The following is a 25,052-nucleotide window of genomic DNA, read 5'->3' as shown; positions in this document are numbered from 1 at the left end:
CGGAGAGGTGCCGGTGAGCATCCAACTGATGGTGGTCGCTGCCTACCTGCCGAAGGAGGTGATCAACACCACGCAAAAGCTGGTCCTCATGAAGATCGCGGATTCGGCCGACGACCAGACCCGGCTGGCTCGGCCGGGTCTGGAACGGATGATGGCCTGGGCCGGCGTGGGGGAGAAGCAGGTCATCACGGTCGTGACCCAGCTCGTCGGGCTCGGCCTGGTCGAGCGGGTCACGGTCGGCCGTGTTGGCCGCCGCGCCGAGTACCGGGTGTTCCCGCACGGCGTGCCGCCCATCCCGTCGACGGAGGAGCTGATCGAGCGGCGCCGGGCGGCGCAGCGTGCCCCGACCAACCCCCGGCTGGCCCGCAAGACCGCGCGCCGCAAGCCGTCGGCGGCGGCCCGGACCCAACAGGACGTCGCCGCGCGGGAAGAGGCGCGGGCCACCGCCGAGGCCGCTTCGGAGCCAGGGTTGCCCCAGGGGAACCCTGATGACGCTCCGGGCAGGGTTGCCCCGGGGAAACCCAGTGGGTTGCCCTCGGGAAACCGGGCGGGTTCCCCTGGGGAAACCCCTTCTCTTCCTCCTTCTTCCTCTTCTCTTCCTCACCCCCCTACCCCCACGGCTGACGCCGCAGGGGAGCCGGAGGCGGAACACGGAGAGCCGCAGCGGGCGGGCTGCCCGAAGCACGCCGAGCCGGTGTCGAACTGCCGTGGGTGTGGGACGAACCCGCGTGCCGGGAGAGAGCAGGCGCGGCGCGAAGCGGCCGACCGCGAGCATCGCCAGCAGCAGGACTGGCTACGGCAGTTCTTCGCTGAGCAGGAGCGGCGTGTTGCGCAGACCGACCCGCAAGCCCTGGAGATGGCCCGCCAACGAGTGCGAGAGCTGGCGCGAATGGGGCGCGAGCAGGCGGCTAACTCCCGGCAAAGACAGGGGCGTTAACAAGATCGGCAACATTGACGCCCCGGTGTACGCCATTAAGATATAAGTACGAGTTCGGAACTCGCCGAACTCACCGACCTCTTGGAGACCACCTTGACCGACACACTCACCCCGGCCCCCGACGCCTACGTCGTGGTCGCCGAAGTGATCCACGGCGAACCGGTCGCACCGCGCCTCGGCGGCCACGTCTACTGCTCGGCCGAGTGCGCCGAACACGGCGTCCGCGAGCTCGTCAGCGACCTGAGTGAGGAGGAAGGCGGCAGCGGCTTCGTCCTGCCCCACGAGGGGCGTGCGATCGGCTGCGTCGTCACCCGCGGCGGCCGGATGTGGTCGGTGCAGATCCTCGCCCGCAGCGAACTGCCCACCGTCTGACATCCGCTTCACCTCAGATAGGTGACATTTTTCAACGGCGGGCGTGCTTTCTGTGCGCCCGCCGTGCACACCCTCTTGGAGACCAGCACATGACCACCACGATCGCGGCTCTGCCCGACCACAACCGCACCACCGACCCGCTGTGGCAGCGGCTCTTCCACGGCTACAGCCACGTCGTCACCCCGCTGCGCTACGCGGGCTGGGTCACCGACATCGAGACCTGCGGCGGCGAGTTCCACATCCGCGCCGACCTTCGAGACGGCACAGAGTTGATCATCGTCTCCGAGCACAGCCTGCCCGCCGACCCCACCGAGGTGGACGGCTGGAGTGCCATCCGGCAGGACGTACAGGACCCGAGCAAGCACACCGTCCTGTACGACTCCACCCCCAACGGCCCCCAGCGCCACCACGGCAACAGCCTCATCCCGCTGCTGATGCGCGTCGACGCCCTCGACGTGCCCAGCCGCGCGCCCCGGCTGATCGTCTCGGCCACGCACACCGCGCCGTACGGCGCCAGCCACAACCAGACCGCCGGGATCGAGGGCGCTGCGACCGCCATCGCCCGGTTCTGGGAGTGGTCGCAGCGACTCATGGACCACGAGGGCTACCGCCGCGTGTGGCAGCGGCCGGAGAGCGACTACCCGCTGGCGCTGTTCGAGAGCGTCGGGCACATCTACACCCTCCGCGTCACCCGCAGCGATGACTGATCGGCCGCGCCGCGCACCGCGCCCCACCGGGAGTGCGGACGGGTGATCTGGCTGCTGATCGTGTGCGCCTTCGGCCTGCTGGGGTTCACCGCCCTCGGCATCGAGGACAGCCGCCACCACCGCGCGTTACGCGCCTCCGACGAGTCCTGACCACGGCCGCCCGGCCCGCCATCCGGGCCGGGCGGCCCCTGCCTCTTGGAGACCTAAGACCGTGCCCCGATCCATCCACCTGCTCTGCGGAGCGGGCGGAGATGCCACCGGCCTGTTGGAAGCCGGATTCGACCCCATCCTCGGCATCAACCACTGGCAGACCGCCGTCGACACGTTCGGGCTCAACCACCCGAATGCGGCGGCGCGCTGCGCCGACATCCAGAACTACCCCATGCGCTGGCCCCGGAAGGCCCTCGTGCTGTGGGCCAGCGTCATCTGCACCGAGGTCAGCCCCGCCGGCGGGAAGAAGCGGCCCGACCCGGCGCAGGACGCGCTGTTCGAGGAAGAGGAGCTGTGGCGCGAACTGCCGCCCGAGGCGTTCGAGATGACCCGGGTGACCGCCTGGTGCGTGCTGCGCGCCGCCGAGGCGAAGCGGTTCCCGTGCGTCGTCGTGGAGAACGTCGTCGAGTTCATCACCGACTGGCTGCTGTTCCCCGAGTGGATCCGCGCCATGAAGAAGCTCGGCTACCGGGTCCAGATCGTCTCCGTGTCCTCCGCGCACATCGGGTCGGAGACGAATCCGTACGCCCCGCAGTGGCGCGACCGCGTGTACCTGGTCTTCACCCTCACCGGTATCCGCCGCCCTGACCTCGCGCCGCGCCCGCTGGCGTACTGCTTCGAGTGCGGGCGGGACGTCAAGGCACGCCAGAGCTGGCGCGACCCGCGGGTGAAGGTCGGCAAGTACCAGCAGCAGTACGACTATCGCTGCCCGAACAGCCGCTGCCGCCACGCGCTGGTGGAGCCGTACGTCCGGCCCGCCTCCGACGCGATCATGTGGGACGACATCGGCCAGCGCATCGGGGACCGATCCCGCCCGCTGGTGCCCAACACCATGCGCCGCATCGCGGCCGGACTGGCGAAGTTCCCCTACGAGCCGTCCGTCGTCACGCTCACGCACGGCAAGGACGGCACCGACCGGGCCTTCGCCCCGCACACCCGGCCGCTGCCCACACGCACGGCCAAGCTCGGTGAAGCCCTGCTGGTGCCGGTCGGCGGCTCGTGGAACGACACAGCCTCGCCCGTCGGGGAGCCGATGCGCACCCGCACCACCCGGGAGAGCGAAGCCCTCGTCACGGTGGACCCGTTCATCGTGGAGTTCCGCAACAACTGCGACGCCGCGCCGATCGACGCCCCGCTGAGCACCATCGCCACGGCCCGTCACCACGGCCTGGTCGTGCCCGACGGCGACGTCCGCACCCGGGCACGCAACACGTTGGTGATCCCGTACCGCAAGGCCGTGCCGAAGACCGCGGCCGAGCCCCTGCACACGCTGTCGACCCGCGACTCTGCGGCCGTCGTGCGCAGCGCGCCCGCCATCGAGGACTGCCACTTCCGCATGCTCCAGCCCCGCGAGCAGCTGCGCGGCCAGCGGTTCCCCGACACCTACGAGGTTGTCGGCTCCAAGGCCGCCCAGACCCAGCAGGCCGGCAACGCGGTGAGCGTCAACGTCGCCCGGTGGATCGGCGAACGTCTCAAGCCCGTCCTCGCCTGACCCCATCCCCCCAAGAAGAAGGGACACCCCTGCCATGACACCGGCAGCACACGACCAGGCGGCCATCCTGGCTCAGCAGCGGGAGGAGCTGTCGCTCGCGCTCCGCCGAGCCGAGCAAGCCCACTGCCTGGCCATCATCGATCACCTCGCGGCCAAGATCCGTGCCCGCTGCCACGAGGCCGTTTACGTGGCCTTCGACCGCAGCGGCGACGACCGCGCCGTCACCGTCCACGGCGTGCTCGGCGAGCAGCCGAGCCCGCTGGGAGCGTGCCCCTGGCTGTGGGACGGCACCGAGACCGGCCATCCGCTCAACGAGATCGACTCGGACATCACCCTGGACGTCGAGTACGCGCTCCTGCCGCCGACCTCACCCGTGTGGGCGCTCGTGCACCGCAACACGGGCATGGACGGCAGCTGGCTTCTGGAGCTGCCCCCGGTCGACCGCGCGGCCCGCGCGGCCGAGCTGATACATGGGTACCACCCGGCGGCGACGGCGATCATCGTGGACGGCCGCGCGGGCGGGGGCCGTGTCGTCGGGGTCATCGAGGAACAGGCTGATGGCGACGCCCCCGTCCCTGTGGCCCGTCCACGCCTTAGCCGCGCATGTGACGAGGCCCTCACGCGCCTCGTCGCGCAGGTCTTCCTCCTCCCGCCGCTGGCTGACCGTCACCTGATGCCGGTACCGCGCGGCTTCGGCCATCCCTACGGCTCCAGCGTCAGCGATCAGGTCCGCCTGATGCCGCTGCCGCAGACCGCGTAGGGCACGGGAGGAGGAGCAGATGAGCGGCAACGGGTGGGTCGCCCAGGCCCCCTGCGCCGGGGACGCCCGCTTCACGTCCGAGGAGACGGCGGCCGAAGCCCCGACGGAGCCGCTGGTCCTCTCCCTCCTCGCCGCCTGCCAGGAATGCCTGTTCCGGTCGCAGTGCATCGACCTGGTCATGCCGAGCATGAGCCTGTTCGACGGCGTGTGCGGAGGGCGGCTCTGGCGCAACGGGCAGGTCCTCGCGACCTGCGAGGGCGCTGAGCCCGTCGAGCTACGCGAGCGCGGACGACGCCCGATCACCCACGGCACCGAAGCCGGTGCCCGTGCCCACAACCGGCGCGGGGAGCGCGCCTGCTCCCTGTGTCTGGAAGCCGGACGGCTCGCCCAGCAAGCCCGCCGGGCCCGCAAACGCGCCTCCGGCTCCTGATCACCACCCCTACAACTCCTGCGGAGATCCAATGTGTTCACCATCAAGGCCGAAGACCTGGCGGTCATCCTCGACCAGGCCGCCCCGCACCGCTTCCGGACGGAGGACCCCTTCGACCCCGACGCCCTGATCCTCGACTGCGCCCCCAGCTACCTGCATGTCGTCGGGTGCAGCGCGCGGACGTTCGCCATCGCGCGCACCTCGGTAGAAGAAGGTGACGTGTGGACGGCTCCCGTCGAATACGAGGACGCCGCCGCGCTGCGCGGCTGGCTGGAGTCCTCCCACACCGTCACCGTCGAGCACGTCACCGCCGACGGCCACCAACTGCTTCGCTTCACCGAAGGCGTTGCGCAACTCACCGTTCCCGCCGCGCCTCACGTCGGCCGCTGCATGCCCTGGCGGGTGCTGATGCGTCTCATGCTCGACGCCCGCCAGCACCCGCTGGCTCAGGGGCGGCCTGTGCAGTTCAACACCGAGGACCTGTCCCTGTGGTCGAGCGCCGGCGTCAACGGCGAGGCCATCGAGTTCCGCTCCCTCGGGCCCTTGGGAACCCTGGTGACCGCCGGACCGGACTTCCTCGGCCTCCAAACCCCGCACGGCTGGGACGGTCCGGAGCCCGGCGAGGGATGGGCCTCGTCGCTGCGCGCCCGCCAGTTCCCCTTCGCTGGACAGTTCCTCGAGGTCGGGGCTCGCTACGTGGACGCGATGGGCACGGCCTGGATCGTGCCTGCCAAGCCCGGTCCCGGCGAGGAACCGCATCTGATCTCGGCCGACTTCGCGGCCGTCGCCCTGCCCATTTCCCAGGTGCTCGCGGTCGGGAAGTACCTGATCCGCGTGCATGCCTAACGCAAGATAGGTGTCATTTATGAAACACGGTATGTGCACCCATGGTCCGGTGTGCGACCAGGTCGCGGACCCCGGCTACGGACTGAACCCGTGGCCCGCCGCGTGGCGTGCCCGTCCCTCGACTCCTGCGGCCCAGCCGAATCGAAAGGAAGAACCTGTGAACAAGGCCCAGCTCACCCAGGCCGTGGCGAAGGTGACCGGCAACCGTGCTCAGGCGGCCGACGCGGTGGAAGCCGCGCTCGACGCGATGGTCCGCGCCGTTGCCGCCGGAGAAGTCGTCTCCGTCACCGGCTTCGGCAGCCTCACCTCTGAGGTGCGCCCTGCCCGTACCGCCCGCAACCCGCAGACCGGTGAGCCGATCGAGGTCGCCGAGCGTCGGGTTGTGAAGTTCCGCCCTGGAGCCCGGTTCCAGGACCTCGTCGCGGGCCGCCGGGCGATGCCCGAGTCCGGCAACTGCATCCAGAAGGACCGCCCCGAGGCCCCCCAGGCCGCCCGCCCGTAACCCGTCGCACACCAGGGGGCCGTCCCGGCACGCGCCGGGACGGCCCCGCCGAAGGAGTACGAGATGAACGACCGCTCCGTGGGCGTCGAGATCGACGCCACCGCGAAGTGGCTGGAGGAGCGCGGCATAGTCGGCGCGGCCGGTCTGCTGCGGCGCGTCGCGCGCCAGAGGGACGACGCCCTGCGACAGCTCGGCCCTCGCCTTGCCCCGCCCGCGCACCCGGGGGGCCGCGTCGAGCACCCGGCCCCGCGCGACCTGGACGCCGCCGCCGAAGCAGCAATGCTCCGCACCGACGTGGCTCGTCTGCAGGCCCTGGCCGAGCGCGCCGGCTGGGTGCCCGACCTGGCTGCGAAGCGCCTGTTGCGGTGGCGCGACGGCTGGTGGGAGCTGAGTCACCGCCGAAAGAACCCGAAGGACGGCTACCACGACACCGGCTGGTACCTGTGGGGGCCGGTCGGCAGCTACGACGGCGAGTGGGTCGACCGCCACAAGGCACCGGCTATGGCCGAGGCGGAGCGCCTGATCACAGCGCACCGTGCCGCGACCGGCGAGGGGCAGCGGTGAGCGGCCAGATGGAGCTGGTCAGCGTCCGCACCGTGCATGGCCCCGATCCGGTACCCGATCTTGCCGGTGCCGACCGCCTCGTGATCAGCAACAGTGGCGGCAAGGACAGCCTCGCAGCCATGGACAAGGCCGTGCGACTCGCCGACGAGGCCGGGGTGCGCGACCGCATCGTGGTCCTGCACATCGACCTCGGCCGCACCCCGCGCGGCCACACCGTGGAATGGCCCGGAACCACCGACCTGGCGCGCCGCCAGGCCGACCACTACGGGCTTCCCTTCGAGATCCGGCGCTCCACGCGATGGCCGTCACTGGTCCACCGCATCCGGGCGCGCGGCCAGTTTCCTCACTTCCTGAGCCGCTTCTGCACTTCGGAGATGAAGCGGGCCGTGGCGCACCGCTTCGTGACCGAGCAGGTGAACGCTCTCGGCGTCACCGGCCGCCCGGCGCGGATCGTCCACGTGATGGGGTTCCGCGCGGAGGAGTCCCGTGCCCGCGCCCGGCGGCCCGCCGTCGAAGTCGACAGCCGGGCCAGCAGCGGGCGGCGCACGGTGACCCAGTGGTATCCGGTGCTGCGCTGGAGCACCGCCGAGGTGTGGCAGCGCATCCGGGACCGCGGGCTGCCCTACCACTGGGCGTACGACGCCGGCATGTCGCGCCTCTCGTGCAGCCTGTGCGTCCTCGCCTCCGTCCCGGACCTGACGTGCGCGGCCGGGCTCCGCCCCGATCTGGCGCGCGAGTACGCCGACCTGGAGGAGGAGTTGGGCGTCCCGTTCCGGCGGGAGCTACCGATGGCCGAGGTGATCCGGCGCGCGGGAGGTGCCGCGTGACCGCCGAACTCCAAAGCGCCCCGGTGACGTTGCCGAGCGTGCAGGAGAAGGGGGAGTGGCAGCCGCGGGTCGTCGGCCTCGACCTGTCGCTGACCTCGACCGGCATCGCGGGTACGGACTGGGCGCACGCCTACCGGCCCGGCCGCCGCCGCAGCCACGAGCGGCTGGACTGGCTGCTCACGGCCGTCGCGCTGAGCGTGAAGGACGGCGCGGACCTGGTGGTCGTCGAGGGCGCCGCGTACGCCCAGGGCGGGCAGGCCGGGCACCACGAGCTGGCCGGGCTGTGGTGGCTGGTCACCCAGTACCTGTGGAGGCACCGCATCCCGTACGCCGTCGTGACCCCGCACGGGCGCACGATCTACGCGACCGGCCGGGCCAACCCAGCCCAGGACTTCCCGCGCAAGGACCGGGCCCGCATCGCGAAGGGCATGGTGCGCTCGGTGGCCGTCGAGCGGTACGGGGTCCCGTGTGAAGGGCCGGGCCGCTACGACCAGGCGGACGCCACGATCCTCGCCGCGATGGGACTCGACTGGCTCGGCTACCCGACCGTGCCCGTTCCCGACTCGCATCGCCGCGCGCTGGAGGCCGTCCGCTGGCCCGATCTCATTCCAGCAGCCGCGAATTAGGGAATTGAATTGCGGAAATTAAATGCGCATTCGTTTGGGTGCACCTTGCTTCTGGGGTATATGCCATTAAGATATAAGTAAGGAATTCGGGAAATGCTCGAAGAGAAAGGGGAATTGGAAATGGAAACCCAGAACCACGGATGCGGCTGCGAGTGCAACAGCGGCGGCTTCTGCGGCGGCTGCGGCCACGCCGGATGCGGCGGACGCCGCTAACTAACCCCAAACCCCAGCAGCACCCCGCGCCCCCGGCCAACGCCGGGGGCGCACCCATACGCGCAAGCGCCTCTTGGAGAACCCATGACCGACACCTACTACTCGCCCGGAGTCCGGCAACTCGCCCACGAAATAGGGCTCGACCCCGAACACGTCGCCCACGCCGTTCGCTTGGCCTCACGCACCTTCGTCCGCGTGCAGGTGACGACCGGCATGACCCTCGACCAGTTCCGCCGCCTGTTCACCCAGGACCGGCACTCCATCGCCATCGTCGCGAACATCGCCATGCGCCACGCCGGCCGTCGCGACGACGCCCAACTCCTGATGGACATCTACAAGGCCGCCGTCGGCCGCCTCCCATACGAGCGGCCCCTTCACACCGGCGTCGGCACCCTGCCCGAATGCCACGGCCACCCGCACGTCCAGGCCGCCGTACGCATCCTCACCGCCGCCGGACTGCCGCCCATCCACACCGACGGCGTCCACGAACTGCGTCCCGGCTTCGAGGTCTTGCCCGACGACGCCGGAGACCTGCCCGGCTGGGTGTTCATCGCACCCGACCCCGACGCCAAGGCCCGCACCGGCTTCGCGGGCGGAGACCTCGGCTACCTCGCCGTCATGCGCTGGGCCGGATGGGGCGTCATCACCGAACGCCTCCCCGGCGGCCTGTACGCCGCCTGCCACCCCGACTACCGCGACAACCCCTTCCCAACCTCCTGACCCCACCCGTGCCCGGCCGCACCGCGCGGCCGGGCACGGCCCATCCGAAAGGCAACAGCCCGTGAAACTCCCCGTCGACGACGCCACCCTGGCGTCCTGGTCCACCCTGCTCGGCCTCACCGACGAGCAGGCCGCAGCCACCCTCGACGAGATCGAGAAGACCCTGCGCATCGGCTACGAGCACCGCCCCGACGAGCTGCGCGACACCAGCTTCGACCAGCTCATCAGTGACATGGACACCGACGAGGCGGCCCTGATGTTCCTCATCAACGGCCTGCGCCAGGCCGGTTACCCCGCCGCTGCCTACGACGTCGAGATCCGCGGCATCTTCGCCACCCTCCGGGACCTCCAGCAGACCAGCTGATCCCGCTCCCAACCCCATCCACACGCCGCCCCGGCCGCGCACCGCGCACCGGGGCGGCCCCATGCGCGCCCACAGAAAGGATTCCGCCCCCATGTCCGACGACTTCTTGCCCCGCGCCGCGGCCCCGGCCACCGCCGCGCGGCCCGCGCCCTCGTGGGCAAAGAAGCCCCCGCCCAAGACCAAGGCTCGCCCCATCGGCAAGATCACCGCCCGCCGCTACGCCGCCCCCCGCGACCCGCACGAGCACGCCCGCAAGATCGCGGAGAACGTCCTCGACGCCTGGTACCAGTCCTTCGGCGGCAGCAGCATCGACGTCCCCCTCGGCACCGTCGCCGGGCTCTCCCTGCTCCGCAATGTCCCCGGCCTGGCGGACTGGGTGCTCAACCTCCAACCCGAACAACTCCCGCAGCTCCTCAAGGAGATCTACCTCGGCCACTGGATCAAGCGCCCCGACCTGATCAACCGCGCGATACGCCTCCACGACTGGGCCTGGAACCCCAACCCCGACAAGCAGCAACTCCGAGCCGTCCACGCCGTCACCCGCGCCGCCATCAACACCGGCCTGATGGACCTCACCGGCCACGACGACCCCTGGCAACGCTCCGAGGCCGACGTCCTCAGCCCCCTGCTCACCGGCCTGCGCCACAAGAGCGACAAGAAGTGGCGCGGCGAATACCACACGCCGGCGTGCGTCACGGACCTGCTCGCCAACATGACCGTGGACAAGGACTTCGCCCAGCCCAGCATGTCCTTCCGTGAACCCGCCGTCGGCTCCGGCACGATGTTCCGCTCCGTCGCCCAGCGCCTGCGTGACCTCGGCCTCAATCCGCACGACTTCCACTGGTACGGCAACGACATCGACTCGCTGTCCGCCGGGTGCGCCGCCGTCAACGCGATCATCTGGGACCTCGGCCCGCGCTGCCTCATCGGCTGCGCCGACTCCCTCGCACCGGACGACGACTACGCCAAGACCCGCGCCGAAGCCAAAGAAGCCTTCGAGCAGCGCGACCGGTACATGGAGACCGCCTCCACGATCATCGCCCACCGCCGCGCGCTGGCACTTCTCGACGAACTCATGCCCAGCAAAGAGAACGCCGCGTGACCGAACCCGACACCTTCGCCCGACCCGGCACCACCCCGACACCACGCCGCCGCCGACCGGCCTTCGCCGGGCCGCGCGACGAGATCGACGTGCCGCCCCTCGACCACATCGCCCCCACCCTCGCCCCGCCGTGGCGCAAGGAGGACACCGACACCCCCGACCGCACCGCCGCCTACCACCACCCCGACGGCCACCGCATCGGCCTCCGCGTCCAGCCCCGCGGCCTCGCCATCCAGACCTGGATCACAGCAGGCCCCGACCTGCCGCCGATACCCGACGGCACCGACATCGAGCAGGCCGAAGCACAAGCCGCCAACGACGCCCGACTCCAGCCCGGCCGCACCTGGCACGCCGTCCTGACCACCCGCACCAGCAAGGCCCTGGCCGCCGACCTCGCCGCGCTCGTCCGCGACCGGCTGCTCCCCGCTCTCACGAACAAGCCGCGCGGCATTCCCGCCCCGGCACCGCCCGCCCGCATCGGGCAGCCCGACACCACCCAGCAGACGGAAGGAACCCAGAAGTGAGCACGCCCGACAACACCGTCGAAGTCACCAGCCTGCCCAACCTCGCCGAGATCCTGCCGTACCTCCTCGGCCACTACCCCGACGACAGCATCGCGCTTCACGCTCCCGGCCCGAACTTCCACGATGGGCCGACCATGACGTGCCCCCTGCCCGAGGACACCGCCGAGTGGCAGGCCACCGCCGAGAACGCTGCCCGCCAGTTCGTCGCCTACGCCCACGACCGGGGGCACGACCCCGCCCAGGGCGTCATCATCTACCTTTGCCGCGAGCCTCGCCCCGGCCAGAGTCCCGAGGAGACCGCCGCGCTCCTCGCCCCCATCGGCACCTGGCTCACCAACGAGTTCGTGGAGCACCGCGCCACCGTCCTCCAGACGATCGGGCTCGTCGCGAACCGGTGGTGGTCCTACGAGTGCGACATCGACGGGTGCTGCGAGGGCGATCCGCTCCCTTCGCCCGACGACCCCACCAGCGTCGTCGCGCAGATGACCCGCCTTGGCCGCACCCCCGGCCCCCGCACCCGCGACATCATCACGGAGTTCCGGGCGGCCACGGCCGGCCCCGCATTCCTCAGGGACCTCCACACCGCCGCCGACCACTTCAACACGCAGTGCGCGACCAAAGCCGGACGCGACGCCATGCTCGCGCTGACGTCGAACCAGATCGGCGCCGCCATGCGCCAGTTCGGTGACGGAGCGACCGCCCTGAGCCGCGCCCTGACCACACAGCTCATCGTCGGCCTGCAGGACGACGCCGCCGTGGAGGCCGGCATGGCCCACGCGGAGGACGACAGGCTTCCCCACGCCCGACGCCTGTGGGCCTACCTCGCCCGGCACTGCGCCGAACCGTTCACGCAGGAGGCCGTGCCCATCCTGACGCTGTTCGCCTTCGTCGCCTGGCGGCAAGGCGACCTCATCGCCGCCCGGCTCGCCCTGCGCGACGCCATCACCACTGACCCCGACTACGAGCTGGCCACCGGCATACACCTCGGCGCCATCGACGGCGAAGACCCCCGAGAATGGCTCGCCTCGGCCCGCGAGGGCCATGCCCACCGCGCGGCACACCTCCAGCACGCCGTCGAGGTCGCCAGCGAGTACCGCCCCACCACCGACACCACCGCGGTGCGATACCGCGAAGCCCTCGACGCAGCCACCAGCCACCACTACGACCAGGTCCTGACCGAAGACGAGCGTCTCCTGGCACGCCACAGCACCATCGACATCATCAACGGAGCCTTGGCCGACTTCCGCAACGGCCGTCCCCAGCTCATGGACGAGATCGCCGCCCGCATCATCCTCGGCCTGCAAGACCCGCACACCAGGGACGCCGCACTGTCCACCGGCGAGGAGAGCGACCTTCCCTACGAGCGGCAACTGTGGGGCTACCTCGCCCGGCGCTGCGTGCCGCCGCACACCGGAAAGGCACCGCCCCTCCTCACCCTCCTCGGATGGGTCGCCTGGCGACAGGGCGACACCGTCACCGCCAGCCACGCCTTCGCCGAAGCCGTTGACATCTACCCCGGCTACACCATGGCCAAGCTGCTGCTCGACGGCATCCGCAAGGAGTGCGACCCGGCCCGGCTACTGGCGACGTACCGCGCCGCGGCGGCGGAGTTCGCCGCAGGCCGCCCCGACCTCGACACCCTCTGACCAACACGGTGGCCTCGGCAAGCCGCCGGGGCCACCCGCCTGGAGACCCAACCATGACCACGCCGGACGACTCCGAGTCCGTCACGTGGCTCCGTCCCGAATACAAGGGACGCGAGCACGAACTGATCAACCTCGCCGCTGGAGCAGCCCTCGTCGGGGTCACCCGCTCCGCCGTCACTAATTGGGCGAAGCGCCACTCCAACTTCCCCAAGATTGCGCTGCTCACGGGCATCGGCGACCGTCGCACGAAATATGTCCCGCGCGCTGAGTTCCTCGACTTCGCCCGCAGCCAACTGAACAAGAAGCGTGGCCCCAATCGGCCGCCCGCTCCGCGCCGTCCCGCAGCAACGCTTCGAGCCGAAGAGATCGCGCATGCCCAGCGGCAGATAGATCGCCTTACGGAGCTCGAGGCACGCCAGGCCGCAACGCTTGCCAACACGCGCCGGGCCTTGAAGAAACACAGGGCGCGACTCCAACGCGCCAAGCGGCGCCTGGCCGAAGAAGTCGCCGCTGCACGGCAGATAGGAGAGGTCAGAGCTGACCCAGGTAGGGAGGCTCCGGACGGGCGACCAAAGAGGTAGCGTGTAGATCTGGCGGCTGACCTGCGAAAAGCCGCGATGCTCCACCTCCGGGCACAGGAGGTGAGAACCCGCTGCGCCGGTAAGGCACTCCGCTGCGCTCAAGATCGGTCGGGCCGCCGCTCGCAGCGGCGACCAGCACCTTCGCCAACCGGACAGTGCCGCACTATCTCACCGCGCGTTCAGGGGCCGGGCAAAGGGACCTTCCAGGGACCCGTACGGGCCCCAGGGGCCCGCGAGGGACCGGAAAGGCACGGAAGGATCAGGAAGGATAAGGGGCTCAGGCGTACGGCATCACCGCTCTGACCTGCGTAAACAGGAAGTGCAGGGCAGGATCAGGAAGATCACGGACGATCATCAAAGGACTCATAATCCGTCGGCCGTGGGTTCGAGTCCCACCCGCCCCACCAGCGGTCACCTATGCAGAAACGTTCTGACCTGCGGAAACGCGGTTTTCGAGGGTGTGGCGTGCAGCGACAGGTGCGCGGTCGTGCAGCGAACTCGGCTTTGTGCACGTCCAGGATGATGCTTGCGCAGCTGTGACCTGCGCTTTCTTCCCTGCGTACCGTGGGAGAGCCAGGGCGGCGTCCCACCCGTCCTTCGGGGGTTGCCCTTGCAGGAACGTTTCGAGCAGGGGCAACGTTCGGCCCCGCGGCGGAGGCTTTCTCGTGCTGTGGAGATCGACTATCTCTCGATTGCTGCTCGGTCAGCAGGTCCACCCGCACATGGAATGGGTTCCTCCGTCCGGGCATGTAGCACCCGACCGTCCTGGTCCTGTTGGAGCAGCTCGGGTCGCCTGCCCAGATTCGCCAACCCGGACGCTGTAGCCTCGCCTACCTAAGCGCTGAACGCCCCCAGCCACCCCGGTCCCTGACTGCAGCGCTCCTGGCGCCGCCTGATGGAGGCCCACCTGGAAAGTCCTGACCGCGGTGCCGGGCGTCGGCGTCAGGACCGCCGCCTGCTGAGGTAGGGACCACCCTCGCGGGCGCAGGGATCATGGCGTGTACGCGACACGCCGAGCACGGGTCAGGGTCCCACGGGGTATGCGCCGTTCCTGGCCTTGGAGCAACACACCACTGAGAACGCCCGCGCTGGCGCGGACTTGATTATCCGTACGCCGTCTTCTGCGGGAATGCCACTGCAGAGCTGCTTGCCCTGGCGCATCAAGGTGATCCCTATCTATGCAGTATGCGGGCGAACCGTCGCATTCTTGAGATCAAGCCTGACCGGGACGGGTACACGGGAGGGTCCTCACCGTTAAGCTCTCCCGGTCAGGGCACTCGTCGTGTGGGACAGGTCGCTGAACGTGGTGGCCTGACACTCGGACGGGGCTTTGGGGGGACCGTGGTAGTCGCATTACCTGAGAAGGGCCGCCAGGTGCGCGTAGACGGCGCACTGGTTACCGTGCGCGATGCCGACCACGCCGGTGACGGCACTATTGAGCTGTTCGTGGTCGATGCTGCTGGAGCCCCTCAGCGCATCCTGCTGACCACTGCCCAACTTGAAGCTGGGCTGATCCCCGTCAACGATCGGGGCGGCGACCCGGACAGGGCGTTGACCGGCTTATGGGGCCGCTGGATGCAGCACGCCGTCCCGCGCATCCGCTCCGCGGTGCTGGCGACTCGTCCCTTGAAGCCGTTCGCTCACCAGGACGAAGCTGTGCACGGGCACATGCTCACCCAGCCGCGCCTCCGGTTTCTACTCGGAGACGAGCCCGGCACGGGTAAGACGATCATGGCTGGAATGTACTTAACCGAGGGGCGCCGGGTCGGCCTTATCCAGGGCCGAGCGCTGATCGTCGTTCCTGCGCACCTCGTCACGAAATGGGAGCGAGACCTTCAGCGACTCTTCGGGTTGACGGCCAAGCGCATCACGGCGGCGATAGCCGCAGACCCGGCTGATTTGGATCCTCGCTACGACACGTGGCTCGTCTCGCTAGACCTCTTCACCCACAATGGTGAGGTTCGCCGGAAGATCGCTGGCTCACACAGCTCTTGGTCGCTCGCAATCTTTGATGAGGCCCACCGTCTCACTCCGACGAGCCAGTTTCTTGCTGCGGCACGCCAAGTAGCGGACTGCTCACATCACTTGCTGCTCATGACGGCCACGCCACATCGCGGTAAAGAGCACTACTTCCGCGGCTTGATGAACTTGCTCGATCCCACCCTGTATCCGTGGGATCCCCGCAAGACCGATTACGAGTCGGCGCTCGTTCCCTCGAAGTTGTCGTTCCTGCGTCGTATGAAGGAAGACCTCGTCGGACATGACGGATCGAAGCTGTTCAAGCAGAGATTCTCCGAAACGATTTCGGTGGATCTGAACCCACACGAGTCAGCCGTGTACGACGCGGTGATGGACTATGTGGAGGCCTTCTACGCGGACTCAGCCACGTTGGCACGCTCGATCTACGGCAAGCGGGCCGCATCGTCGCTGTCTGCGGTTGCGGCGACGCTGCGTCGTCGCCAGGCCGCTCTCATGGGTGCTGCCCATGAGCGCACCCCGCCGGTCCCTCCGGAGGGGCTGATCACAGCGCGCGGTCTTGGTACGGCGGCGGACGACGACGAAGCGTGGACACGAGCAGAGACGGCTCTCGTTGCTGCCCGAACCAAGGACAAGCCTCGCGAGCTCTCAGAAGTTGCAACGCTTCTCGAAACGTTGAACAGTGCCGAGGCTGCCCAAGCGCCGGCGAAGTGGTCGCATCTGACGCAGTTAATGGAGCGTCATGGACTTCGCCAAGGTGAAGGCCAGCTCCTGGTCTTCAGCGAGTTCTCTGACACTGCGCGGTGGCTCCAGGCGCGTTTCGAGGAAGCGGGATTCAGCTCGAGAATTCTTGAGGGATCAGTCGACCACGCAACTCGTGATGCGTTACAGGAGGACTTCCTGGCGGGTGAGTTTCAGGTTCTGGTTTCCACGGATGCCGGCGGTGAGGGGATCGATCTCCAGTCCGCTCACGTGATGGTTGACTGGGATCTGCCTTGGTCGATGGTCCGCCTTGAGCAGCGCATGGGCCGACTCCACCGAATCGGACAAGAGAATCATGTTTACGTCTATCACCTGGTCGCTCCGCACACGAGGGAGGGGCGCGTCCAACAGGTGATGCTGACCAACCTTGAGAACGCGGGAAAGTCTCTCGAAGGCAAGGTCTATGACCTCCTGGATGCCACGGCCGATCGCGCCGGTTTCGACTGGGGTAAGGCCATGGTGGATGCTCAGGCTGGTCGAGAGGTCGTTGTCCCTGACACACAGGCGCTGATCGCGTCGGCGCAGGCCCTCGTCGCCGAGGAGCGGAGTCTGGCCACACCGGCCAACGTCTCTGAAGCCTTGGAGCGTTTTGCGGCAGACCGGCTTGAGGCCATCAATCCAATCATCGTCGAAGCAATGGTCGAGCAGGTGGCCCGCACCGAGGGTTGGCGAGTGGGGCCGGGTCCGGCCAAGGGCATTCGAGAAGTGGCCGCTACCACTGCGCCATTACCCGCGGCATTGGGCGGCATGTGGCACGCCTATGTGGCGGCGGCGGGTGACTCCGTGCGGCAGGCGATCAACGACGGTGCCGCTGGCCTCGACGACGTGATCGTGCTCGGTCCTACGGAGGGGCCTTTCCAGGAGCTCGTGGCACACGCGCTCGCCCTCGGCGAAGCGGACCTGGTCCGCGGGTCGACGCTGGTCGACAGTGGTTCGCTGACTTCGTATGTGTTGACGCTGTTCGATGCGGACATCCAGGTACACGACGGCCGTGCCAGGATTATCCGCAAGGCTCCGTTGCTCATCCGGTGTTCTTTCGGGCAGGCGATACCCGTGGCGTGGGACTCGCTGATGAAGCTCCGCGCACCAGCTCCCGGAGACCCGGCAGCGGGAGGTCCTGATTTCCTACCGCCTGCGGTCCGACACGATGCGCATGAAGCAGCCCGGGAAACCCTGCGCAGCCAGGTTGCAGCCCTCATCAACGAGCGTCGGGCCTGGATCGCTGCCGCGCGTTCGCAGCTGGATGCCACCCAATACCGATTCGAGGAATCGATCGCAGACCGCCCGCTCGATGAGCGCCGGTCCCTGCTGGAGCAGTTCGCCGTCGCGAAGTCGTCGAGGGAGGCTGTCCTCGAAGAGATCGCCGGTGTTACCGCTAGCTCCGTACGACTGGTCGGCTGGGTGAGCGTGACTGGAGGCGCACGGGTCGAGACGTTGGGCTACGACCCCGACGCAGAACAAGTGGCCATCACCACTGTCGTCGCTGAGCTCGAACGTCTGGGTTATGACGTCGATGACAGGCAGAGCTCCGGATTGGGCTACGACCTTTACGCCCGCCATCGGGTGACCCGAGAGCAAAGGCTCATCGAAGTAAAGGGACAGAGCGGTCCCCTACGGGCTATCTGGCTCGAACAGAACGAGTGGGCGCAGGCCCAGCAGCGTACGGATGCGTACTGGCTTTACGTCGTCATCAACTGTGCGACTAGTCCATACGTCGCCCTGCGGCAGCAGGATCCCGCCGCTGCCCTGAGCGCGCATCGGCGCGTCGAACGCTTCCAGATTCCGCTCTCTGAGCTCAACAGACTGATTGGAGACCAGCAGTGACTGCCGGATCTGTCGTGAATGCGGCGACGGGCACCGTTCGTGCCGCCATGAAGGGGTCTGCAGGTCCGCAGCCAGATTCGACGGCACGCATGATCGACACGTGGTTCCCATGCGCCGAGGTGGATGCAGCCGTGACAACGCCGGCCGGGTCCGGCCGCAGTGAGAAGGCTCTATTCACCTGGTTCGCTTCGCGGCCAATTGCACAAGCCCGCGCCGCAGTCGCCTGCGCGTTGTTGCCGGACACACCCGAAAACCGCACCGACATCAGGCTCGCTGTACAGGTCGGCGACGCTGGTGCGATGTCGCGATTGCGAGAACGGATCAAGGCCCAGTACCCAGGCAAGGCTCCCGTGGTGCTGGATATGTTTTCGGGGCGTGGAATTATCCCGCTCGAGGCTGCTCGATTGGGTGCGACGGCCGTGGGGACAGATCTCTCTCCCGTGGCCACCCTTGCGGGCCGGCTCCTAGCTGATTTTCCGCTTGCGGATTGGTCGAATGAGTCTCCACTTCCCTTCGGTGACCCGTCGCCCCAGCGACCCTTCGCTCTTCAGGAGGGTGGGGACACTCATGAGCTTGGCGCCGCAACGCTCGCGATCGACGGCCTCGTTATGCCTGATGACGAGCCTCGATTGCTGGTCGACGTACGTGCGGTGCTGGCTGAAGTGGGGAAGAGGGTTGAAGCCCGCGTCGCGCGGTACTACCCGCGGAATCCCAACTCGGGCGGAGGGTTGCCGTGGGCTTACCTGTGGGCGGTCACCATTCCTTGTGATGGTTGCCGTCGGCGATTTCCACTTCTCGGAACCATGACGCTGCGTCATCCCTATGTGCGAACAGGGGATGAGGGGCAAGCTATTCGACTTCTCACCGATGGCGATGAATGGAGAGTCGAAATCCATTCGGGGAAAGCCGTGCAAAATCCCCCTTTCAGCTCACCTGAAGGGAAGCGTGGGAAGTCGGCGCGCTGTCCATTTTCGACTTGTGGGCAAACCCACACACTTGATGTCGTCAAGGCGAAGGGATTCGCTGGCCAATATAGAGATGTGATGCTAGCAGTCGGTGAAGTGGACGTCGAAAGCAAGCAGAAAATCTTTCGCACGCCAAGAACTGACGAGCTGGAGGCCGCGCGGCTGGCCTATTCTGCTGACCTTGATAAAATTTCCAATTTGAGTGCAATTCCCGATGAGCGTATCCCCGTGGGGAACAGGGACAACGTACGAGGTAGTGGCTATGGCTACTTGACTTATGGCTCTCTCATGAACAGTCGTCAAGCCGTGCTATTTGCCACGACCGCACGTGTCATATCCGAACTTCATGCCGAACTCGCCGAGAGCGTTTCGGTCGAGTACGCCGCTGCTCTTGCCGGTTACGCAGCAAGTAACATCATGCGTCAAGTGAAACATAGCACCAGAGGTGCAAACTCTAGGGCTCATGGGAGGGTTAATGGGTCCGAGCAGAATCGCGTTCAGATCGATCACATTTTCTCTTCTCAATCCGTCATCAAGCATCAATTTGACTACATCGAAGCTGGGCCTGGGGAGGGTCCTGGTACGTGGTCCTCAGTGTCAACCAGCCTGATTAACGCGCTCAAGAAGATCCTCGATGAGACGGATGCGTCCGGGCGCCCAGGAAGGTTTCGGCGGGCCTCTGCTGTGGCGCTGCCATATCGAGACGGAACTGTGGATGCCCTCGTTTGCGATCCTCCTTATTACGACATGATTGCATACGCCGACTCGTCGGATCTTTTCTACGTATGGTTCAAGCGCGCCTTGGGAACTGCCATGCCGGACCTGTTCGCCGGAAGTTCCGACGGTCCTGATGGCCTGCAAGACAAGGCCGAAGAGATCATCGTGAAGGGACGGGGAGCTAAGGGGGCCGGCGACCACAGGTCGAGCGAAGAGCGCTATGAGGCCATGCTGGCCAGGTCGTTCACTGAGGCGCGGCGCGTCCTCAAGTCCGATGGGCATCTGACGGTGATCTTCGGTCACTCGGATCCGGAGGCATGGAAGAGGCTGCTCACCGCGCTGACAGATGCAGGGTTCGTCGTAACGTCTTCGTGGCCTTCGAGGACTGAAACTGCGGTCACAGGTGTGGCCACGATCTCCGTCACTGTGTCGATCGGGGCGCGTGTCGCACCCAGCCGCCGACCAATCGGCATCGCCGCTCAGGTGGACGCTGACGTCGTCGCTGACGTCAAGGCCCGCTGTCGTGGATGGGACACCGACGGCCTTGCGCTGGAAGACCAGCTCATGGCGTCGTACGGTGCTGCGCTCGCAATCGTGGGTCGCTATGAGCGTGTCATCACTCCAAGTGGCGAGCGGGTTCCGCTTGAGCATTACATGACGCTGGCGCGTCGTGCAGTGCGAGATGCAGTCGCTCTGCGACTTGATGAGCTGCCCTTGGAGACGTTCGATCCGCACACACGCCTCGCTGTCTTCTGGCATGAGCTCTACGGCCGCGCGGACGTACCGAAGGGGGAGGCTCGGTTCTTCGCCCAGTCAGATGATCTCCGCCTTGAGGATTTGCGCGGTCCGATCCTCCTGGAGACCAAGGCGGGATACAGGCTGCGCCACGACGCCCCTGAGAAGGTCGCACCCTCGTCGAGTGTCTACGAGGTGATCCGCGCGATGGCAGCCCAGTGGTCGTCAGGCACTGAGGCAGTCGCAGCAGTTATTGCTGACGCAGAACTGTCGTCTACCGACGCCCATCTGTGGGCGGTTGTGGACTGGGTCGCCGCGAAACTCCCCGGTTCGGACCCAGTTGCGGTTGCCCTTGCCGCTATCAAACGCAATCGCGGCACTGTGCAGGCGTCTGCCGCTGTCACACCCACCGCAGCCGCCGTTGTGCCGCACTCTCGCAACCAGACCAGCCTCTTTTAGGAGATGACGTGACCGCTAACACACCTCCCGTCGCTCACTGGGCTGACGTTCTGACGCTGAGGGATGAGGTTCGCCAGACAGAAGGATCAGTGGGCGAGCTCCAGATGAGCCTGGCCAAGGCCGTTTACCAGACCGTGCCTGTTCCGTATGCAGACTGCGGTTACTACACGGATATCACTCAGCCGACGCCAAAACTCGTGGGGTTCCTCGGTCGTGTAGCCCGTCGGCTCGGTGTGAGCCATCTCGATGCCCAGGCATGCTTCCATCTCGACCAGGGGATGGGCGGGGGTAAGAGCCATGCCCTGGTGGGGATCTGGCACATGATCAGTTGCCCGAACGCGTTCTTCACTTCCGAACTGGGGCAGGCGGTGAGTGCCGAAGCTGGCGCAGGTCAGCATGCTGTCGACCTGTCGCGAGTACTTCCGGTCATTTTGACCTGTGATGGAATGTCGCCTGGCAAGACGGATCCTCGTTTCGGTCCCGCTACTGATCTTTTCGGCCGCTTTCTCTGGCTCTTGTTCGCGGATATCCCGAACAGGATGGATCGCTATCAGCATTACAGCAGTCTGGGTGCGAATAAGGCGACCTTGCAGGCGGCGTTTGCTGAGGTTGATCGTCCGGTCCTGGTTCTCGTCGATGAACTCATGGACTATGCGATGGCGCTCACCGACGAGAGCGCCATTGGTGGGATGCCTGGTGAGCAGGCATTTCTGAATGCGCTGACCGATGCCGTGGATGACCAGGCTGGCGTTGCTCTTGTGATCGTCATGATTAAGAGCGAGGAAGACCAGAGTGGCTACCATCCGGCAGCCGTGGCTTTTCGTGACTACCTCAGTCCGCGTTTGCAGCGAAACGGAGAAACAGTAACAGTAACCGAGCCGTCCGATTTCGCGCAGATCATTCGTCGCCGCTTGTTTACTCAGGCCAATACTGATGATGTCGCCGTCTCCATAGCGTCTGCGTTCACGGCCACCGGCCATCAAGGGGCGTGGAAAGATCAGGTATACACGCCACTGGGAAGTAGGCGCACGCTGGCCGGACTGCCGGAGCGCGTTGCAGAGACTTATCCGTTCCACCCGGATCTGTTTGCCCTGGTTAGCAAGGAGTGGACCGTCGTCCAAGCTTTCCAGCGGGTGCGTTCAACTGTCTCGATCTTTGCTCGTACTGCCCTCTTCTGGAGTGACGAGCACAAAGCAGGGCGCTGGGCACCTGCCCTCATCGGTGTGGGCGACATACCGCTCCACACCAGCGCCCTAGAGGCACTTCTTTCAAGTGGTGTCCTTGCGGGGAACGATCGTGCGATTCAAGGTTTCCGAGCTGTGGCGACCACTGACATCGTCAACACTGGTGCCGGCGGTGGTACGGCGTTCGTTCTCGATGCTGCCCTGAGGGCCAGTGGGGTTGATGCGGGCCAGCCGGTCCCGGCGTTGCGGATGGGCACCGCCTGCCTCGCTTACAGCCTGGTACCTCGTCCTCGCGCAGTTCGGGGCGCCACCAAGGCTGAACTGCTGGCCGCAGTTGCCGGGCCTGGCGTGGATTACTCCGCCGCCGAAGAGGTGTTCAACGCCCTGGTAGCGAGCCCAGCTGAGGGAGGGCTTGGCGCCCTTGAGCGGAGCCGGCCGGGGAGGGGGCCTGAGCGTTTCTATCTGTCCATCAAGCAGACGCTGAACATGTACCACGCGAACGCTCTGGCGATGGTCAGCGGCGAAGAGTCAGTCGACACGGTGTGGGTGCGTGCGCAAGCGCTGGCGGAGAAGCACAGCTTCACCGCTCTTCATAAGCTGGCTCGTCCCGAGCACGGAGCTTCTGCGGCCGCCGCGTTTGCTGGACTGGATTCTCAGCAGACCAGGCTCGTTGTACTCGACCCGCGTCGTTGGACGCTACTCAATGGCAGAGACCAGGCAACTCGTGCTGACATCGACGTAGCCTATGGAATTTCCCCAGGCCTGCCCAGCACTTTCGCAGCCTCGATGGTGATGGCTGTGGCCACCACCCAGCGACGGGACCGAGCTAAGGCTTTCGCCCGCGACTACATGGCCTGGAATCAGGTTGTCGCTCAATTGGCTGAGGACAGCGAAGAGCTAGGCGCAGCACGCGAGCGCCGTGACCAAGCGGGTAGGAAGCTTGATGAGGCTGTCGCTTGGGCGTTCCAGCATTACGCGTTTGTGTTGCGGACTGACAATGGGCTTGCAGTGCAGTACAAGACACTGCCGGAGCCGCAGACATCGCTCTCTGGTCGTCATGTATGGGCTGCCCTTGTGGGAGACGGTCGGGCTGTCCAGGCGAACCAGCTCTCCGCCGATTATGTGGCGCAGCTCATCACGTCAGGTCAGTATGGGCGGGACCTGACTCCGAAGGAACTGTTCGCGCATCCATACAGTGATCCGACCTGGCCTCTGATTCAAACCGACGAGGAAATGCGTCTGGCACTGTTCAAGCTGGCCACGTCCGAAGAATGGATGCTCACGGACAGCGACGGCGTAGAGATTCGGCCCGCGAGCGCGGCGCAGATCCAATCCGCAACCCTGCAGCAGCAGCTCCGGCCGCGGCTGCCCCTGGCGCCGCCCGAGCAACGGAACGGGGAGGAAGACGCTGCTCATAGTCGTACTGCTACCGCGGAAACGCCCGAGCGAATCAGTGAGTGCGGTTCGCCGGCTCCTGGAAGCTCCGCGCTTACTGTGCAGGTTCCGGCTGGCGGGGCGACCGAGCCGTCGTTTGAAACCACAGTCATCAGCATCCCTCTCTCGTCGGTTACTGACCCTCTGAAGCGGGAGCAGGTCTGGCATTTATTGCGTGAAGTGGCATCGCTCGTCGACCCTGCGAAGTCGAGCCAGAACGATCTGCAGATGGTTGGTTTGCAGATCACGATCTCGGCCGCCACGGGGGAGACGCGGGGCATGCTGGGTAAAGCTTCGCAGGTACCTGGTTCAAGTTCGCGAACAGAGCAGGACGATCTGTAGCTGCGGCCGTCATGGTGTGCGGATGAGGGCCTTCGAAACGTCGGGTGGTCCTCACGAGGGGAGTTCTGAACCATGGCTTCCAACCGGAGTCCCGGCGGATGCAGCACCGCAGGTAATGCCGTTCTTGGGGTGACAGGCGGCAGCATGCACGACCGCGACCGCAGTCAGCCGGGTCCGCGGTCGGTTGCTTGCGAGATGGACAGGTCTTGTGAGGCATCAGATTCTCTGAGAAAATCAGGTCATGAAGACGATGACCGCTACTGAAGCATCACGGAACTTCGCCTCCGTGCTGGATCGCGCGGAACGCGGCGAAACCATCGTGATTACCCGTGGAGGCAAACGCTTGGCCGTGCTTGGTCCGGCACCCGGAGCCACGGGACGGGCGGTGAAGGATGCCCTCCTGCGCCACGTCGGTACCCTCGACGGCGCCTTCGAGGACGACGTGACGGCCAGTCGTGACCTGCTGACACTGGACGATCCGTGGAGCGACTGATCCTGGACACCGGTGTGCTGATCGCGATCGAGCGCCGGAGAGTCTCCCTCGACGACGTGCTGGCGGACGATGACGATCCCGCGATCGCCGCCATCACGGCGGCAGAGCTGCTTCAGGGTGTGGAACTGGCGGACGACACCAACCGGCTCGCCCGCCAGTCCTTCGTCGACACCGTCCTCGCCACCATCCCGGTCGAGGAGTACACCGTGGATGTGGCCCGTGCCCACGCGCGACTGCTGGCTTATGTACGCAAGGCCGGCCAGCCCAGAGGGGCTCACGACCTGATCGTCGCGGCAACTGCCCTGACCACCGCGCGCACGGTGGTCACCCATGACAAGCGGGCGCGCTTTGACGACCTTCCCGGCGTCCGGGTGCGTCAGTTGTGACGGGGACCCTGGGCGAGGCCGTCGACCGGCGGCTGGCCTGGAGTGAAGTCGCGTCGGTCCCACCCTCGGGCTCTGGTGCCTGACTGACAACGAGGCTGTCGCGGGCACGTCTCTGTCCCGTCGTCTCGCAGAGTCCGTGCCCGCCGGAGAATGGTCGGGCATGTCGGCGACCTGGAGCCGTCGAGGCGACTGACGATGGTGTTCACGTACTGTCACGGTGCCGAAAGGGCGACGCGCCTCGCCTGCGGGCTCCAAGGCATGGGATCACTGTCGGGAGAGTCGCTGTCTTCATAGCCGCGTACAACAGGTCTCGAAGTGTCCACGTGAGTGCGGTGGGGTGGTGCAGCGAAC

General features: G+C 66.9%; 22 protein-coding genes. All 22 read left to right on the top strand.

Annotated elements, in window-relative coordinates:
• Window positions 1–13: 13 nt before the first annotated feature.
• A complete protein-coding gene (locus tag ABZ078_RS31675; RefSeq protein WP_356580947.1) occupies window positions 14–937 on the top strand; it encodes a helix-turn-helix domain-containing protein in 924 nt (307 codons plus the stop codon).
• A gap of 93 nt (window positions 938–1,030) precedes the next feature.
• A complete protein-coding gene (locus ABZ078_RS31670; RefSeq protein WP_356580945.1) occupies window positions 1,031–1,309 on the top strand; it encodes a hypothetical protein in 279 nt (92 codons plus the stop codon).
• A gap of 89 nt (window positions 1,310–1,398) precedes the next feature.
• Window positions 1,399–2,016 (top strand): hypothetical protein, encoded by a 618-nt coding sequence (locus ABZ078_RS31665; RefSeq protein ID WP_356580943.1) that lies wholly within the window; start codon window positions 1,399–1,401, stop codon window positions 2,014–2,016.
• Between the two features lie 211 nt (window positions 2,017–2,227).
• Entirely contained in the window at window positions 2,228–3,718 is a 1,491-nt protein-coding gene (locus tag ABZ078_RS31660; protein WP_356580941.1) for a DNA cytosine methyltransferase, read from the top strand.
• A gap of 34 nt (window positions 3,719–3,752) precedes the next feature.
• A complete protein-coding gene (locus tag ABZ078_RS31655; protein WP_356580939.1) occupies window positions 3,753–4,478 on the top strand; it encodes a hypothetical protein in 726 nt (241 codons plus the stop codon).
• A gap of 19 nt (window positions 4,479–4,497) precedes the next feature.
• Window positions 4,498–4,908, top strand: a complete 411-nt coding sequence (locus ABZ078_RS31650; protein ID WP_356580937.1) for a hypothetical protein — start codon at window positions 4,498–4,500, stop codon at window positions 4,906–4,908.
• 33 nt (window positions 4,909–4,941) lie between these two features.
• Window positions 4,942–5,754, top strand: coding sequence for a hypothetical protein (locus tag ABZ078_RS31645; protein WP_356580935.1), 813 nt, complete (start codon window positions 4,942–4,944; stop codon window positions 5,752–5,754).
• Window positions 5,755–5,911: 157 nt separating this feature from the next.
• Window positions 5,912–6,256: an HU family DNA-binding protein gene (locus ABZ078_RS31640; RefSeq protein WP_356580933.1), complete on the top strand. Its 345-nt coding sequence runs from the start codon at window positions 5,912–5,914 to the stop codon at window positions 6,254–6,256.
• Between the two features lie 63 nt (window positions 6,257–6,319).
• On the top strand, window positions 6,320–6,820 hold the full coding sequence (locus ABZ078_RS31635; RefSeq protein WP_356580931.1) for a hypothetical protein: 501 nt from the start codon (window positions 6,320–6,322) through the stop codon (window positions 6,818–6,820).
• Window positions 6,817–7,647, top strand: a complete 831-nt coding sequence (locus ABZ078_RS31630) for a phosphoadenosine phosphosulfate reductase family protein (RefSeq protein WP_356580929.1) — start codon at window positions 6,817–6,819, stop codon at window positions 7,645–7,647. Before ABZ078_RS31635 ends, ABZ078_RS31630 begins: the two co-directional genes overlap by 4 nt.
• On the top strand, window positions 7,644–8,273 hold the full coding sequence (locus ABZ078_RS31625) for a hypothetical protein (protein ID WP_356580927.1): 630 nt from the start codon (window positions 7,644–7,646) through the stop codon (window positions 8,271–8,273). Before ABZ078_RS31630 ends, ABZ078_RS31625 begins: the two co-directional genes overlap by 4 nt.
• A 297-nt stretch (window positions 8,274–8,570) precedes the next feature.
• Window positions 8,571–9,206 (top strand): hypothetical protein, encoded by a 636-nt coding sequence (locus tag ABZ078_RS31620; protein WP_356580925.1) that lies wholly within the window; start codon window positions 8,571–8,573, stop codon window positions 9,204–9,206.
• 61 nt (window positions 9,207–9,267) lie between these two features.
• Window positions 9,268–9,570, top strand: coding sequence for a hypothetical protein (locus ABZ078_RS31615; protein ID WP_356580924.1), 303 nt, complete (start codon window positions 9,268–9,270; stop codon window positions 9,568–9,570).
• Between the two features lie 91 nt (window positions 9,571–9,661).
• Window positions 9,662–10,672, top strand: coding sequence for an N-6 DNA methylase (locus ABZ078_RS31610; RefSeq protein ID WP_356580922.1), 1,011 nt, complete (start codon window positions 9,662–9,664; stop codon window positions 10,670–10,672).
• Window positions 10,669–11,196: a hypothetical protein gene (locus ABZ078_RS31605; RefSeq protein ID WP_356580920.1), complete on the top strand. Its 528-nt coding sequence runs from the start codon at window positions 10,669–10,671 to the stop codon at window positions 11,194–11,196. The genes ABZ078_RS31610 and ABZ078_RS31605 overlap by 4 nt, the downstream gene beginning before the upstream one ends.
• The gene (locus tag ABZ078_RS31600) at window positions 11,193–12,842 is read left to right on the top strand and encodes a DUF4192 family protein (protein ID WP_356580918.1); all 1,650 of its coding nucleotides are present in this window, start codon (window positions 11,193–11,195) and stop codon (window positions 12,840–12,842) included. The genes ABZ078_RS31605 and ABZ078_RS31600 overlap by 4 nt, the downstream gene beginning before the upstream one ends.
• Window positions 12,843–12,895: 53 nt before the next feature.
• Window positions 12,896–13,423, top strand: coding sequence for a hypothetical protein (locus ABZ078_RS31595; RefSeq protein ID WP_356580916.1), 528 nt, complete (start codon window positions 12,896–12,898; stop codon window positions 13,421–13,423).
• Window positions 13,424–14,824: 1,401 nt separating this feature from the next.
• Entirely contained in the window at window positions 14,825–17,986 is a 3,162-nt protein-coding gene (locus ABZ078_RS31590) for a helicase-related protein (protein WP_356580914.1), read from the top strand.
• Window positions 17,983–20,862 carry a hypothetical protein gene (locus tag ABZ078_RS31585; protein WP_356580912.1) on the top strand — a complete coding sequence of 960 codons (2,880 nt, stop codon included), beginning with the start codon at window positions 17,983–17,985 and terminating at the stop codon, window positions 20,860–20,862. The genes ABZ078_RS31590 and ABZ078_RS31585 overlap by 4 nt, the downstream gene beginning before the upstream one ends.
• A gap of 89 nt (window positions 20,863–20,951) precedes the next feature.
• A complete protein-coding gene (locus ABZ078_RS31580) occupies window positions 20,952–23,822 on the top strand; it encodes a DUF499 domain-containing protein (RefSeq protein ID WP_356580910.1) in 2,871 nt (956 codons plus the stop codon).
• A 241-nt stretch (window positions 23,823–24,063) separates the two neighbouring features.
• On the top strand, window positions 24,064–24,315 hold the full coding sequence (locus tag ABZ078_RS31575; RefSeq protein ID WP_356580908.1) for a type II toxin-antitoxin system Phd/YefM family antitoxin: 252 nt from the start codon (window positions 24,064–24,066) through the stop codon (window positions 24,313–24,315).
• Window positions 24,303–24,701: a PIN domain-containing protein gene (locus tag ABZ078_RS31570; RefSeq protein WP_356580907.1), complete on the top strand. Its 399-nt coding sequence runs from the start codon at window positions 24,303–24,305 to the stop codon at window positions 24,699–24,701. The genes ABZ078_RS31575 and ABZ078_RS31570 overlap by 13 nt, the downstream gene beginning before the upstream one ends.
• The last annotated feature ends 351 nt before the right edge of the window (window positions 24,702–25,052 follow it).

The sequence above is a fragment of the Streptomyces sp. NPDC006385 genome, assembly GCF_040612485.1.
Classification (GTDB): domain Bacteria; phylum Actinomycetota; class Actinomycetes; order Streptomycetales; family Streptomycetaceae; genus Streptomyces.
This window is presented reverse-complemented; position numbering and strand designations above follow the sequence as displayed.